This window comes from Candidatus Harpocratesius sp. (assembly GCF_054039255.1).
Genome location: NZ_JBPLBG010000032.1, coordinates 1 through 15652 on the forward strand (window position 1 = coordinate 1; position 15652 = coordinate 15652).

The window sequence follows — 15652 nt, forward strand, 5'->3', positions numbered from 1 at the left end:
AGGGATTTGCTGCCCTAATCAACCAAGCACGATGAAGCTCAGTAAAGCCATGCGGAAATCGTCGATCATCCAGAACAGCATCGGGGTTATTCTTGAGGGTCACATAGGTTACTGCCAAATCGGGAACGGTAGGCGTGAAAAGGGGCACGAAATAGGGCTCTCGCTCCTTGCACATCTGCTCGTAGGTATAAAAAGTGGTACGCTGCATGTGTGAATCGATATGGTCCAGATAAGGAATTTGGTCGTCGATATACTTATCATCAATAATAAAAATACCGAAAAAGCCATTGCCTGCACGAAAAACCTTCAAAAATGCATCCCGATTAAAAGGCTCAGGATTATAATTCCAACTCTTCAAATACTCCTCATCTTGATTCAATTCTTTTTGCTTGTCTCTTTCAAATGAATTCAGAGGAATACCCTTCCTATCGTAAAGCGGTATCGGATATTCGGAATTTATTCGACGAGATACCGCATAAAACAACCAGTATGTCTCATACGGTAGACCATCATCATCCACCGGCACGATATCTGGCCCAGGTAAAGGGATTGTAAACTTTGTTCCACTCTCGATGCACCTGTATTTACGGAGATCAACACCCATACGCCAATAATAATCAGAAATCCGAAAAAAATATCCAAATACCTTGTTCCATGGACAAGGTACATCTAAATATTCATCACTAAGAATCTCTGGAACTGGAAAACCAATGTGGATTAACTTTTGATAATGAAAATAACGCCAAAAAGGATGAACGGGCACGCCCCACTGATCCCGCTCAAGATTCTTAGGCAAAGGTTCACCGAATTCCATATAGTAGAGACGACTTGCACTTTTCATCATTTTTTTAAATTCATCATACCACGTCATATCAATACCCTCGCTCCCAACTTTTCCCGCCAATTATAATTTAATTTTAAAATAAAAAAACTTATACAAAAAAATTCTCGCACTTTACCAATACTAATACTTAACCGGTTGGCTCTTTTCGGATAATCGTGTCGGCCGCCGTAAGCAGCTGAACTGCCCGCCAGAATACTCTTTTTTTGGGTTTAGGATGATTTTTCACTTGTTGCCAGGTTAAACCTTCCGCAATTAATTCATGAAGTTCATCCCGCTGATCCCACCAATTTTGGAAATGTTCATCTTTAAAATCGAATGAATATTCCATGATCGAAGGATTAGAATTTCTGCGTTTAATCCCATATGAAGCATATAATCGATCAATCATTTCTGAATTCGAAAACCCACAAGCCGCTGCAAAACTATCCGTAATAAATTCATCGTTCTTCTTCTTCTTCGTCTGAAAATTCCTCGAATACCAGTTGAAAACAGGCACCTGCACATCAGATTTCAGCAAAAATAACGCAATCCGTAGCGGATCACCCTTTAATCCAGCGTAAAGACCGGGATACACTTGCTCAACTGCAGATTTTACCTCGGGTAAATTAATATACGCCATCGCTTTAAGCAAACGAACCGCCTCGGGACTATTAGATGCGGGCGAAGTCTTACCCACATTTTCGGCGTTTCTCGAATACCAGCCCATATCTGAAGGTATACCGATTGATATCGTGGGAAATTTCCAATCTTTTACTTGTTTTCCTATTTTATTATCAGAATCTGCACCGTAAAGCATTCCAGCCAGCTTGCCCCATGTTATTTTTTCACCGTAGTCAAGAATTTCAAAGCAAATAGGCCAGCCGTTTATCAGCATGCTGAAATCCAATTGACCAGGCGAATTTCCCTTCAATGCACCTTTTGATCTTCCAGACCAGTGCATTAAACTCTGCATCTCATACGGACCTTGTAAATTCTTAATGATAGCACCCCAATTGCCCGTTTTCGCCTCCACTATCTTAAATAATCCAAAATACGGAAGAAGTCGGCTTTCCAAAAGAGACATGCACCTTATCAAACGAACTCCTTCAGGATTGTCGGCATCACCCCACGATATGCTTTCATAATAAGTAAATTTCTGCATTAAAACTTATGCAATGGGAAGAATACTTGAAAAAGAATAAAAAAACTCTGTAAATTCATACATCCTTCGTTTTAATATTTCATCTTCAAAAAAATATTAATCATTTTTATTCCGATACTTTTACAAATCCAACCATTTATTTTCACCCTCATTATGGAGACTGAAAAGAATTAATAGATTCTGAACCCAAATCATTTTAAGGTGTTTTCACACAATAATAACTATAGAGTTCTTGCTCCATTCTAAAAAAAAAAGGGATCGAATATTATGGTTGACTTTGTGCTCAAAATTGTTTTATTAGGTGAAGGCGGTGTAGGAAAAACCTCTCTCGTCTACCGATATATCGAAAATAGATTCAGTCAAGATTTCAAATCCACATTAGGCGTCAATCTTTTAAAAAAAAAAGTAGCACTTGAAGATGAATTCGCAGGAAAATCCGCCTCAATTCAACTTTGGGATCTAGGGGGTCAGTCAGCTTATAGAAAATTGCGAAAGTTGTATTTAGAAGGTTCGCAAGGTGCTTTGGTTGTTTTTGACGTCACATCACAAGCCAGCTTCGATGCTTTAGAAGATTGGATTGAATCTTTGATAGAAATTCGGGGAAAAGAAGTACCCATGATTATAATTGGAAATAAAATTGATCTTGAATCTGATAGGGTAATAAGCGAGGAGCAGGCTCTGGAATATTCTAAGAAATATAATACAGATGTTCTATTTACTTCTGCAGCAACTGGTGAAAAGGTTGAAGATTCTTTTAAAGATCTGATAATGACAATTGTGCGTAAGATTTCAACATAATTTTTTCAATTTAAACTTCTTTTTAACTATTAAAAACGAATAAAAACAATTTTCTGATTATTTTTCTTGATTTTTACACAACTTGATAGATTGTTTTAAGTGCGAATAAATTTGCATTCACTTTGCTTAATATTCAATTATGATGAGAAATTAATATTTCATATATATGAAAAGAACACCCAATTCCCGGCGAATTTTATTCTTTTTGTCCTCTTTAGCGTGGATAGGTGATTTTTGCAATTCAATGCTTGATATTTTGTTTATTTTTTATGCTGTGCAGTTAGGTTTTGAACCCGGCCCAATTGGGTTAATTTCCTCAATCTATGGCATTATTTATCTTATTACACCAACGCTTTTTGGAAAATTAATTGATAAACTGCCCCACCGCCAAAGTTTACTTATAGCAACCACAGGACAAACGGGAATTTCAATCATATATATATTTTTAATTAATATTAGTCCAGCACCATCAAAAATTTTATTTTGGATTTTAGTCGGGCAAGCATTTAGAGCTACAGCTTATGCATTTTACTGGCCAACAATTGAGGTGCTTTATTCTGAAACTGCACATGGTGATGAACGAAAACACGAACGTTATATTAGCTTTTTTTGTATTGCATGGTCTTTGGGGGCAGCTTTGGGAACGTCCTCTGCAGGAATTTTTGGAGAATGGATATTAATAAGTGGATTTATTATTACTTCAATAGTGTATTTAATTGGATTTTGTATAGTTTGTTGGGGTTTACAGAGTAATAAAAGCGTGATCATAGTAAAAAATAATAGTATCCAGCAAAATGACAATAGAAAGATTAGTAATTCAACTGTAGAAATAAAAAAGCCAATATATTTTAATCCCACACACCAAAATTTTTCAAAAACATCTGTTACACCAGATTCAAGTCAAGTGATCTTGCAGACTTTGATAGGCACTTTAGTCTTTGCAATTGTTTCAAAAGGGATCTTATCTTATGTTCCTAATTATGCAGTTATTCCTGAAGGTTTGGGATTGTCTAAATTAATTTCTGGACAAATTGCATTTGCTTTTGGAATCGGTCGTTTTCTGGGTTTCATAATGGGCCAGTTTATACCTAATTCATTCCGTAAATTAAGCCAAAATATGGGATTAGTGAGTATTTTCATGATTAGTGTGGCATTTAGCAGAAATTCTTGGTTATTGATTGTAGAGCTTTTTATTATTGGATATGTGACAGGACGCATCTATTATATTGCCTTAGAATTAATGATGAAATACGTTACTCATGGAAAAGGTTCAAAAGCAGGATTATTTGAAAGTATAGTAGGGTTAGGAACGGGAATTTCACCTTTTATTGCAGGATGGTTGGCAGAATGGAATTTAATTGCACCTTTTTTCTTTTTCAGTATAATTGCAGGAATGGGTTTTGCTTATTTAGTATTTCAAAGGATTTCCAACAATTTTGGAATAAAAAACAGTTAAAATTGGAATAAAAAACAGTTAAAATTAAAATAAAAAACAGTTAAAAAACTAATTCGCACATTTTCTTCTAAAAATATTTCAATGATTTCTTCTATCGAATTTATTTAAAACTCGAATCGAGCTATAATAGAGTAATGCTTCAAAGAGGCGATTTCCGTTCTTTGGTAACCTTCCCATTAATCGATTTCTATAAGCATCAACAGTATTTCCGTATAAATTACCAATTGTAATCATCCAGCAAGATGCGATGATTTGTTTTGCCCGATGTATCCCATAATAGCGAATCAATTCTAATAAAGATTTTCGGCTTGGATTTTCACGTGATTCAGCAAAATGTTGAGCAAATGCCAAAGCAAGAAATTCTTCAGGATCAGCACAAGATAAATCTTTATCTAATAATTGTTGTATTTCTTGTTCTTCACATCCACTTTCAATTGCTACCTGCATATGAAAATAAGAGCAATATGGACAATCATTCACTGAAGTAACCGCTAGAAGAATCTGTTCTTGAAATTTTCGAGAAATTTTTGGATGAATCAACAATTCTCGAAAAAAAGAAAGGTGTTTTAATACTCGAGCAATTAAATTGAAATTTTCTTTCCAATTCAAGCTTCTTTTTGAAAATCTCTTTTTTGATAGAGTCAATGTAGAATGATGTAAAATATCAACTGAATCCATTAATGACATGAATATCAAGCGGAATTTAAAGATATTGGCAAAAAATATAAAATTTTTGAGCAATATAATTCAAAACAAACAAGAAAATAATATATTAAAAGAATATAGAGAATGAAAGATTGAAAGATTGAAAGATTGAAAGATTGAAAGATTGAAAGATTGAAAGATTGAAAGATTGAAAGATTGAAAGATTGAAAGATTGAAAGATTGAAAGATTGAAAGATTGAAAGAATGAAAGAATGAAAGAATGAAAGAATGAAAGAATCAAAAAATGAAAGAATGAAAAAAGAACCAAAAAAAAGTAATAATTATTAAAAGATTAAAATTTAAAACTATAACAATTTTTCAATTTCATTAATTTTGTTCCAAATTTCGACCCCTTTTTCAGTTAAGTATATGACTTTATTGTTATCCTTATCCAGTTTATAGGCAATGATATCATGTTTCAGTAAGTCATTTTTAACTCGGAAGTAAATATTCGGGTAAGAATTCGAATCAACAAGACGCTTGAAAAAATCCGATTGCAAAACTTCACAGTTTGGATAATCTGCTAAAATTTCAAGAGTTTCGGAAAATCCTCTACGTCTAAATAATCTAAAAAACTTTGTATTGTTCGACATAACTAATCCCCATTTGTATTTTTGGGAATAACTATCCTTTATATTAAGATATAAGAATTACTGATTAGTTAAAAACCGAATACTATTTAAAAATTTGGAAGGATAGAAAATCTATCATGGCAATGAAGAATAAATAGCACCCATTTGGTATAAAGAACTAATTACATAAATTTAGCGAAGTTTTCAACCAAAATTATAATTTTCATTTTTTTCAATTGATTTAATTTTTACGAAAATTTCAAAATAATTGCAGTATTACGTGAATTCAATCATGGAAATTGAATTTGCTATAATCGGATCAGGAATGGCGGGTTGTAAACTTGCTTATCATATTTCACAGTTCGCTTCATGTGTACTTATTGAGAAAAAGAATCAAATAAAACCCTATTCAAAAGCCAAGATAATTTGTAAACATTCTTGGAAATGGTATTCTAATCTTAATATAGAAGATCCAGATTCGCCTAAAATTCAATTTTTTCCCCATTGGAAAACAATTTACGCAAGCCGAAATCGGGAAGTATTCATAGATGGAAATGAATTTGGGGAACAATTGGGAGTAGTTATTAACGAATTTGATGTTCGAGATTGGTATTTACGAAATTCAAATCAAAAAAACTTGAAAATTATTTGGAATACAGAATGTATTGACATTCAACAACTTACAACTGAAAAAGAGAAAGAAAAGTCAACTAGTAATAAGGATAAAAAGAAAAAATGGCAATTGATTCTAAAAAATAATTCTCCAAATTCGACAGATGAATTAATTTCTTCTGAGAATATTTTCAATGTGCAGGAAAATCTTCAGAAAATTGAAGCCAATTGCATTATTCTTGCCACAGGTTCATCAAGCTTAACTTCACCAAAGTTAGATTCATCAAATTTATCAAATTCATCAAATTCATATAACTCATATAACTCATCTAATTCATCAAATTCCCTGCATAAAATTTTAGGTTTTTCAAAACCTCAATCTTTAAACACCATCGTTTGTTCTTTTTATGCCCCAAAAGAAATATTAGATCAAAATTTACCCATGCAGTATTTGTATCGTTTGCATCCTCAAATCAGTAAGAGTGGAATGCTTTTTATAAATAGGTTTATTGATTTTTTTGATATTGGATTTGTAGATGAAAGACCATATTCAGAAATGGCAGAAAAATTCTTAAGAATTTTAAAAAACTACGCACCAATACAACCCTTTTTACAACAAGTTACACCAAATCCCAGAGAGTTATCCAATCAAGATTTTATTTTTGGAACTACAAGTATAGGTAGAATTCCTTCATTAGTTCAAGATGGGGCCGCTGTTGTTGGTGATGCAGGTGGATTGTTATATTCAATGTATTTTGAAGGAACTGTTGGAATTGGTGCATCAACTACTATTTTAGCTGAAGTTTTACAAGAAATTTTCAATAAAGGTGAATCTTATTCGGAGCAAAACCTAAAAGAGTATGAGAAACAACTTGAAATATCAATTGGAAAGCGATATTTGACAGCAGGAAAGATGGCGAGGGAACTTTTTTTTCTTTTCGGAGAAACACCCCCTTTTTCTATTTGGGATACGTATTTGCAAAACATCGAAGATATTCGAAAAGTGCGAAAAAATATTCATCATGCTTATGTATATCCGCATCTAGATAAATATCCAATCGACAATGATTTATGGGTTGGAGAGAAACTCTTTCAACGATTACCAGCTGCTAAAAAATTTGTACTTCTACCTAAATTTCTTGAATTCAAGTTAAAATATTCTTTTTAAGAAGAGCTAAATAAATAAGGGAGTGCATCCGAAAATTATAGAAATTTGAGAAACATATTTTTTTTTATTTACAAGAGAGAGAAAAATGAATGGATGGCAGCTTCTATCTATTAGCATTCTTTCATTGCTACAAATATTATGCAAAATAATATGCAAAATAATATGCAAAATAATATGCAATATAATATTTTTTTAACTGTGCGAATATGTTTTTTTCATATTCGATATAAATACCCATCAAAATCACTATCAACAGCAAGGATATTTAAAATTCCATTCTCATGACATATTGCAATATTAGTTGCATCAACAAAACTTAAATATTTTTTTTTATTTTTGGCTTTTTGATTATGAATGAAGAAAATCTTCCAAGCTAATGAATTGATATGTTGACTGGATTCATAAATTCGTATAAACTTCTTTTTACCATAAATTAATTCCCAAAATGCTTTCAATGTTGTTGGATTATTGTGTGTGCGTAATAAAATAATTGTTGCTGTCTCAGAAATTACATATGATGAAGTAAATATTAATCCATACTTTCCTGAACTTATTTTTCTAAATTTTTTTTTACATAAATTATGATTTATATCTTTTTTATGTAATAATCCCAAAAAAAAACCAGTATCTAAAAACACTCCCATTAAAAAGACCTACATGCAGTAAATATCCTTATCAATTTCGTTAGCAGATGAAAGAGATAAATCATATAGAACTTCATCGAATTTTTCAATTTCATTAATAATTTCTTCTGCTAATTGAGGAGTCAATTTGGGCATGTTTGAAGCTCGAATTATCAGCTCATCAAAATTATCTTGAGCAAATTCAATGCATAAATCCACGATCTCTTGTTGAGTAAATCTTTTTCCAATTTGAAGAGTTAATTTTGCCTGAAGTTGATCGATTATTTCTTTATTTGTTGTTTTAATTACTGCCATGAGGTAACTTAGTAACTATTAATTATTAAATATAATCTATTTATTAATCTATTTATTAATCTATTTATTAATCTATTTCTGTCTTCTTTATAATTTTATTAGCAATTTTTCAATTCAGTAAAAAACCAAAAGCAAATTTTTATCTATTCAAATGAAGAAAATTATATAAATCTTTTTTACAATTCAATTTGCTACTTTCTGAATCTTTGCTTAATAATGAGTAAAAAAAAAGGAATTAGCAAATATTAAAAAAAAAATACAAATACAAGTGATACTGTATGACTGAAGAAAACGTTGATAATCGGGTAGTAACAGAAGAACTTCTTTTTATTCCGAAGATGAAGCCAAATACACCAGGAAAGCTCAAATATGGCCGAACTTTCCTAATTGGTTTGGCATTTTTCTGTTCTTCCTTAGCTTGGAATTATTATAATTTTATAATGCCAATTTTGCTGAAAGATTATTATAAAAGCATGGGAATCGTACAAGGTATTGATACTTCAATCGGTATTGTCATGATTTTGGATAATATAATCGCAATTTTACTGCTTCCTATTTTTGGCGCGTTATCAGATAAAACAAGATCAAAATTTGGTAAACGAATGCCATATATTTTAATTGGAACAACTTCAGCGATCATAGCTTTTTCTGTTATCGGATTATTATCCCATAATCGAGGAGTCGCAGCTTTTGTTGGATTTATTGCCGTTGTGATGTGGTTTAACTTTTCAATGGCATTTTTCCGCAGCGCAAGTGTCTCTCTTATGCCAGATCTGACCGATCCAGAAGTTCGATCTACAGGTAATGCCATTATTAATTTAATGGGTGCTTTTGCAATGGTTATTGCTTTAGCTGGTCCTACAATAATGAAAATGTTTTTCGATGTCCGGTGGATTCCAGAAGAAAATAAAACTCGAGCTGGAGGATTTTATTATGTTAGTATTCTTACCGCCTTAGCTTTGTTAATCCTATTTTTAACGATTAAAGAAACCCCTACCGGCAAAAAGTTTATGGAAATCGCAGATCATCCAATAGCAGTAGATCCGATTTCATTGGAATATATTGGTGAAAATGTTGAAGGCAACGAAAAAAAGGAGACGATATGGCAAAGTTTGAAAGCAATTTTCACCGAAAAAGAAAAAAGTGCAGTATTCATGCTACTCGTAATTTTCACATGGTTTTTGGGTTATAACGCTATGGACACTTACTATTCTCTTTATGCTACCCAATATATGGGATGGGAAGAAGCAAGTGCTTCACAAGCTTTGATGATTGCACCTGTTACAATGATCATTACAGCAGTTTTCTCTGGAAAAATAGCCGAAAAAATCGGTAGAAAAAAAACTATATTTATAGGCCTAATTGGACTCAGTATTACCGTTTTTATCATGATGTTCATGAAATCTTTTCCAATGATAGTATTAATGATCGCAATTATAGGAATTTTTTATGGTATGATCAATATTAATACAATTGTAATAATCTGGCAAATGGCACCTAAAGGCAAACTTGGAACTTATACTGGAGCTTATTATTTCTTCAGCCAAATGTCTGCCACCATTGGACCATTAGCTGCAGGAGCCACCTTTGATTTATATAAGATAATAACACATCCTGTTGAAGGTGCACAATATTTCATGTTATTCCCATATTTGATATTTTGGGAGTTAATTGCAATGATTTTTCTAAGTCGAGTCAAAAGAGGCGAAGCTAAAAGCTTTACCAAGAAACAAATTGATGAATTAAGAGATAAATATGAGGGGGACTAAAGGAGGTTAACAATTATGAAAAAGAATACATATTTTGCATTGGGAATCATATTAACAATTTGTTTTAACATCATAGTTATGAATGCTTCAGCAGCTACAGAATGGACAGTAAAACAAGGTGAATACTTAGAATACTCTGTAAAGATCCAAAACAATGGCATTATAACAGCCGAAGGAACTTTCAATTTGACAATAGGTGCAATCGATACTGCAGCAGAAACATTACAATATAGCATATCTTCTGATCTTAGCGTAGATACAATCAATTTGGCACAATCATTAGATGTGACCTCACAACAAATTAACGAACCTTCTTTATCCTTAACTGCATTCAATGTTATCGCCATATACGATTACAATGCATTTATTATATTCAAGAATGACACTGATAACTATATTAAAGAACTTTCAGAAGATTACATGGAAAATTACGGAGATTTTGATACTTATCGATACGGAATAAAGCAATTATCATATGGCTGGGAGATAAAACTTTGGAATATTCCAAGTAATGTTAATACTTATTTCAAAATACAATACGATAAGGATGGCATTCTTACAACGTTTGAAAACAGCACCCTTTCATCTGATGGAAAAGAAACAGGAGTAAAAATAAGCCTTTTGAAATATTCAGGTGCATCTGGAGGAATTCCAGGATATTCTGGATGGTTTGTAGCTGGATTTTCTTTGATCACATTAGGAACTCTAGCGATTATTGTGATAAAGAAACATAAATCCAAGTAATTTCGAAAAATTATTTTTTTGCATCTTTTTTGCATCTTTTTTGCATCTTTTTTGCATCTTTTTTGCATCTTTTCTGCATCTTTTCTGCATCTTTTCTGCATCTTTTTTGCTTATTCTTCTCTAGTTTCGATTTTTATGTAATACATTTACAGAAAATGAGAGAATGATAAAATAAAATTAGGAAATATAGAATATAGAAGAAAAAATTACAAAAAAAAAAAAATTCCAAAAAAAAAGATTAAAAGACCCTTAGATTAGCCATTTACCTGCTTGATAAATCACCTTACCATCTGCAATTACTTTTGATTCTGGTGATTTCATGTCTTTAAGTATATCCCAATGAATGGCACATTCTTGATTTTCACTTTTTGTTTCAGGAAATCCCATTCCCAAAGCCATATGTAATGTACCACCAATTTTCTCATCGAAAAGCATGTTTTTTGTAAATTTAGTTATTCCGTAATTAGTTCCAATTGCAAATTCGCCCACTTTATCAGCATTTTTTATTTTTAGAATCGTATCGAGCAATTCCTGCCCTTCTTCAGCAGTGGCTAGTACTACTCGACCATCCTTAAATTCTAAATATATATTCTTGATTTCTTTTCCTTGATAAATCCCAGGATATGTAAACCGAATGTGGCCGTTGATTGATGTTTCAATCGGACTTGTAAAGATTTCTCCATCGGGTAAATTCTCATGTCCGCAACAATTGATCCAAGGTCGATTTTTTACTGAAAGTGTTAAATCTGTATCTTCGCCAAGTACTTGAATTTGATCAAATGTATTTAAAATTTGAACTTTTTTGTCTTGTTCTACCTCAATTTGCTTCCAATATGCCGCTGGATCTGATTCTCCAAGTTTTAAAGCGTTATACACGAATTCTTTGTAAGATTCAGTATCCATTTTAGCTTCTTGAGCCATACTATCACAAGGATAAGGAACAATCAACCATTTTAACTCCTTTTTAGCTACTCTTTCTTGATAAGTGCGCATTAAATCAGGAAATTCTGGATTATGTTGAATCATATTCAGTTTTTCTGGTTGAATTAAAGCCATTTTTTGACGATTATAATCTGCAAAAATCTGAATTCGTTTCTGAAATTGTTTGACTATCAATTTTGAAATAGGATCAATGAATTTGAGCTGCTCATCATTTCCATATTTTAATTTTGCAACATGTATTCCCTTAATTTCAGAAATAGCATATGGATTGGCACCTTTTTTAATACATTCAATGTAAATTGCCCGAATTAAATCGTTGGCAACTTCAGAACCTTCAATTGACACTAAATCCCCTGGTTGAACATCAAGGGCATAGTTAACAGCTAATTGAGCTAATTTTTCATTAAAATCGTTCATATTGCATACCTTGTTATATTTTTCTAAAAAAAGAAAAGTAAGTATAGAAAGTGTGTATCATATATAAAATTATGTATTGATAATATGTAATTAACTATTAAAACAAAATTTAAACTTATTCGCACTAATCTCGATTTATTTGAAATTTCTTTATCTATCTTAATGAAATATATTAAATTCGAAAAAAAAAATGATACAATATAACTAGTTAAAATCAGTTGAAAATTGATGATGATTAACTAAAGAATACTAAAACGAACTTTTTTAGGAAACCAATAGTTATTCTTTTTTATGCCAACACGACGAGTGAAAGTTCCAATAAATAAAAAAGCTAAAGGAGAATCTTTTTCAAAAGAATTAGAAAAATCAGGTCGTTATATGATTGGAATTACTCTAGAGAGCTTAAAAACTGTTGGAAAATATGATTTAATGAATCGGACAAATGAATTCTATTTTAGAGTAGATTCGAAAGGTGTATTTCATACTCGAGTTCCCAATAAAGGATGTATAGAGTTACGAGAAAATCAAGCATTTCTTGGAAAATCAGATAAATTAACATTATGGAGCGAATTTGTAAAATTCAAGAAGGATGAAGAGCGTGTTGTAGAGGTGGAAATTCAAATGCGAGAAGAAGATCCAGGAAAAGATCAAATTTTAGCAAAGAAAACTTTTACAATCAAATGTCCTTCTGCAACAAAATATGAAATTTTACAAAGCAAGGATGGCTTAACCAAGGCAAAATTAAAGATTTATGCAAAAAAAACACTTTATTAAAATTTAATTCAAATTTAATTCAAATTTAATTCAAATTTTTTCAAATTTTTTCATTTTTATACTTTTTTCCAAATTCAATCTGAACTTATTCGCACTATTATATTTAAGAATCAATTCAAAAATTTCAATAAAAAAATAGAACGAAATTTGAAATGAAAACAACCGTATGTGGCAAAAGGCGCAAACTTTTTAATATTTCAAATAAATGTCTACCCAAATGAATAAGTTTGATTCTACCTAATTCTACAAGATGGAAACGAATTTATTTGTAATAAAAGAATGAAATTACTATGAAACAGTTAGAACTTGGAAAAATTCATTTTTATTATGGAATGGGAACAGGAAAAACATCTATTGCTATGGGTCGAATTGTCCGCTGCTTGGGACATAATTTACGCCCAATTTTGGTGCAATTCTTAAAGAAACACGATCCATTAGCTTCAAAAGGCTTCTTTTATGGAGAATACATTACTTTCACAGAACGTTTAGAAATTCCTGTAATACAATTTGGTAATTATAGTTTTGTCAAAACACAGGAACAGATTGAAGCAAATCGTGAATTAGCTGCAAATGCTTTAAAAAAAACTCGAGAAATTTTAAAATCTGAAAATTATGACTTGATAGTTCTTGATGAAATTGGTTCAATGGTGGAATTGGGCTTATATTCTGAAGATGATGTTATTTTACTTCTAAAAGAGCGAAATCATAAAGCAGAAATTATTATGACTGGCCACAAACCCCTTGAAAAGATAATAGATATAGTTGATTATGTGACATATTTGCAAGAAATAAAACATCCTTTTCAAAAAGGAGTACAAGCTCGAAAGGGAGTTGAATTTTAAACTAAATTAGAAGAAAATGAGAACTTATATTCAAAACCGACATTATTTATTTAATGGACTATCATTAAAAAATAAATAGATAGAAAAAAACTAAACGGATTCAATAAAACAGAATCTATATCAGAATCAAATAAAAATATTTAATCAACAAAAAAAACACAGAAGCTAAAAAGAAAAAGAAATGAAAAAAATGTGAGTAATATGACAGAAAATACGCAAGAATCGCTCAATAAAAAAATCTTGGAAGAGACTGAGCGCTGGATTAGCACTACTGTAGCCCAATCTTTAAAGAAAGTGCCGGAGCGAAAAAGAAATTTTAAAACATTATCAAACATTCCAGTAAAAGCTTTGTACACACCTGTGGATATCGAGAATCTAGAATATTTTAGAGATTTAGGATTTCCAGGAGAATATCCATATTTACGAGGTGCACAAGCCACCAGCTATCGAGCACGATTTTGGACTATGCGTCAATTTGCTGGTCTTGGAACAGCAAAGGAAACCAATCAAAGATTTAAGTATTTAATCCAAAATGGGCAAACAGGTTTGTCAGTTGCCTTTCATCTTCCAACAATTTATGGTTATGAATCAGGATCGCCCATGAGTGCAGGTGAAATAGGTAAAGAAGGAGTTGCAATTGATACATTAGCTGATATGGAGGTTGTTTTTGATGGAATTGATCTCAGCAAAATATCAACTTCAATGACAATTAACGCCCCTGCATCAATACTTCTGGCAATGTATATTGCAGTAGGTGAAAAAAAGGGAGTCCCTATGGAAAAACTCACAGGAACCATACAAAACGATATTTTAAAAGAATATCAAGCACAAAAATCTTATATTTTTCCTCCAGAACCTTCCATGCGCTTGATTGTGGATACTATTGAATTTTGCACTAAACACGTACCAAAATGGAACACAATCAGCATTAGTGGATATCACATTCGAGAAGCAGGTTCAACAGCAGTGCAAGAGTTGGCGTTTACTTTAGCAAATGGTTTCGCCTATGTTGAAGCAGGAATGGAACGAGGATTAAATGTTGATGATTTTGCGCCCCGTTTATCATTCTTTTTCAATGCTCATAACAATTTCTTTGAAGAAATCGCTAAATATCGAGCAGCTCGACGTATTTGGGCACGACATATGAAGGAGATATATCATGCAAAAGATCCACGATCATGGCGTTTACGATTCCACACGCAAACTGCTGGTGTTTCACTAACAGCGCAAGAACCATATAACAACATTGTTCGAGTTACTTTACAAGCTCTGGCAGCAGTATTAGGAGGAACTCAATCACTTCACACAAATTCATTTGATGAAGCACTAGCACTTCCATCTGAAGAAGCGGTTAAAATTGCTTTACGGACTCAACAAATTATTGCACACGAATCAGGGGCAGCTGATGTTATTGATCCTCTTGGTGGATCATATTATATTGAATGGTTAACCAATCAAATGGAAGCTGAAGCAGAAAAATATTTTGCACATATCAAGAAACTGGGAAATGGATCTATGCTTCAAGGCGCTTATGTTGGTATAAAGAATAATTTTTATCAGCGTGAAATAGCGAATGCATCTTATCAATACCAGAAAGAAATAGAAACCAAGGAACTTGTGCAAGTGAGTGTTAATGAATTCAAAATTGAGGAAAAACTAGATAAAAAACCTGAAATTCTTAAAATTTCAGAACATGTTGCTGAAGAGCAAATAGAAAATCTTCAAAAAGTAAAAAGTGAACGAAATGATGCTCAAGCTCAAGAATGTTTGCAAACCTTGCGTGAAAAAGCAAAGACTAATGAAAATTTGATGCCATATATTTTGGATGCTGTTAAAGCCTACTGCTCAGTTGGAGAAATTGTAGATGTATTTCGCGAAGTCTTTGGAGTTTACCGTGAGGATTCAATTTTTTAAAATTCTCAAAAAAAAA

The 15652-nt window shown here is 32.0% G+C and carries 15 protein-coding genes; 8 read left to right on the plus strand and 7 right to left on the minus strand.

Annotated features, from left to right (window positions below):
- The coding region (locus ACXLDF_RS06910) for a hypothetical protein (protein WP_457557771.1) at positions 1 to 871 on the minus strand (871 nt) is incomplete at its 3' end.
- 100 nt (positions 872 to 971) lie between these two features.
- A complete protein-coding gene (locus tag ACXLDF_RS06915) occupies positions 972 to 1898 on the minus strand; it encodes a hypothetical protein (RefSeq protein WP_457557772.1) in 927 nt (308 codons plus the stop codon).
- 354 nt (positions 1899 to 2252) lie between these two features.
- Here ACXLDF_RS06915 and ACXLDF_RS06920 point away from each other — a divergent pair, with 354 nt between their 5' ends.
- Together ACXLDF_RS06920 and ACXLDF_RS06925 are read left to right on the plus strand one after the other, a co-directional pair.
- Positions 2253 to 2783, plus strand: a complete 531-nt coding sequence (locus tag ACXLDF_RS06920; RefSeq protein WP_457557773.1) for a Rab family GTPase — start codon at positions 2253 to 2255, stop codon at positions 2781 to 2783.
- Between the two features lie 166 nt (positions 2784 to 2949).
- Positions 2950 to 4239 carry an MFS transporter gene (locus ACXLDF_RS06925; RefSeq protein WP_457557774.1) on the plus strand — a complete coding sequence of 430 codons (1290 nt, stop codon included), beginning with the start codon at positions 2950 to 2952 and terminating at the stop codon, positions 4237 to 4239.
- A 78-nt stretch (positions 4240 to 4317) separates the two neighbouring features.
- Here the strand turns inward: ACXLDF_RS06925 and ACXLDF_RS06930 are convergent, their stop codons facing one another.
- Together ACXLDF_RS06930 and ACXLDF_RS06935 are read right to left on the minus strand one after the other, a co-directional pair.
- The gene (locus ACXLDF_RS06930; protein WP_457557775.1) at positions 4318 to 4926 is read right to left on the minus strand and encodes a carboxymuconolactone decarboxylase family protein; all 609 of its coding nucleotides are present in this window, start codon (positions 4924 to 4926) and stop codon (positions 4318 to 4320) included.
- A 323-nt stretch (positions 4927 to 5249) separates the two neighbouring features.
- On the minus strand, positions 5250 to 5537 hold the full coding sequence (locus tag ACXLDF_RS06935) for a hypothetical protein (RefSeq protein ID WP_457557776.1): 288 nt from the start codon (positions 5535 to 5537) through the stop codon (positions 5250 to 5252).
- Between the two features lie 271 nt (positions 5538 to 5808).
- Here ACXLDF_RS06935 and ACXLDF_RS06940 point away from each other — a divergent pair, with 271 nt between their 5' ends.
- Complete coding sequence (locus ACXLDF_RS06940) at positions 5809 to 7296, plus strand: NAD(P)/FAD-dependent oxidoreductase (protein ID WP_457557777.1); 1488 nt, start codon at positions 5809 to 5811, stop codon at positions 7294 to 7296.
- A 215-nt stretch (positions 7297 to 7511) separates the two neighbouring features.
- Here the strand turns inward: ACXLDF_RS06940 and ACXLDF_RS06945 are convergent, their stop codons facing one another.
- Both ACXLDF_RS06945 and ACXLDF_RS06950 read right to left on the minus strand, forming a co-directional pair.
- The gene (locus ACXLDF_RS06945; protein ID WP_457557778.1) at positions 7512 to 7940 is read right to left on the minus strand and encodes a type II toxin-antitoxin system VapC family toxin; all 429 of its coding nucleotides are present in this window, start codon (positions 7938 to 7940) and stop codon (positions 7512 to 7514) included.
- A 9-nt stretch (positions 7941 to 7949) separates the two neighbouring features.
- Complete coding sequence (locus ACXLDF_RS06950) at positions 7950 to 8234, minus strand: hypothetical protein (RefSeq protein ID WP_457557779.1); 285 nt, start codon at positions 8232 to 8234, stop codon at positions 7950 to 7952.
- 278 nt (positions 8235 to 8512) lie between these two features.
- Here ACXLDF_RS06950 and ACXLDF_RS06955 point away from each other — a divergent pair, with 278 nt between their 5' ends.
- Positions 8513 to 10003: an MFS transporter gene (locus ACXLDF_RS06955; RefSeq protein ID WP_457557780.1), complete on the plus strand. Its 1491-nt coding sequence runs from the start codon at positions 8513 to 8515 to the stop codon at positions 10001 to 10003.
- 15 nt (positions 10004 to 10018) lie between these two features.
- Complete coding sequence (locus ACXLDF_RS06960) at positions 10019 to 10747, plus strand: hypothetical protein (RefSeq protein WP_457557781.1); 729 nt, start codon at positions 10019 to 10021, stop codon at positions 10745 to 10747.
- A gap of 249 nt (positions 10748 to 10996) precedes the next feature.
- Here the strand turns inward: ACXLDF_RS06960 and ACXLDF_RS06965 are convergent, their stop codons facing one another.
- Positions 10997 to 12106 (minus strand): aminopeptidase, encoded by a 1110-nt coding sequence (locus ACXLDF_RS06965; protein WP_457557782.1) that lies wholly within the window; start codon positions 12104 to 12106, stop codon positions 10997 to 10999.
- 291 nt (positions 12107 to 12397) lie between these two features.
- On the opposite strand from ACXLDF_RS06965, the gene ACXLDF_RS06970 reads away from it, so the two are divergent.
- From ACXLDF_RS06970 to ACXLDF_RS06980, 3 genes are all read left to right on the plus strand, one after another.
- Positions 12398 to 12880: a hypothetical protein gene (locus ACXLDF_RS06970; protein WP_457557783.1), complete on the plus strand. Its 483-nt coding sequence runs from the start codon at positions 12398 to 12400 to the stop codon at positions 12878 to 12880.
- 290 nt (positions 12881 to 13170) lie between these two features.
- Positions 13171 to 13722, plus strand: coding sequence for a cob(I)yrinic acid a,c-diamide adenosyltransferase (locus ACXLDF_RS06975; RefSeq protein WP_457557784.1), 552 nt, complete (start codon positions 13171 to 13173; stop codon positions 13720 to 13722).
- Between the two features lie 201 nt (positions 13723 to 13923).
- Positions 13924 to 15636 (plus strand): acyl-CoA mutase large subunit family protein, encoded by a 1713-nt coding sequence (locus ACXLDF_RS06980; protein ID WP_457557785.1) that lies wholly within the window; start codon positions 13924 to 13926, stop codon positions 15634 to 15636.
- The last annotated feature ends 16 nt before the right edge of the window (positions 15637 to 15652 follow it).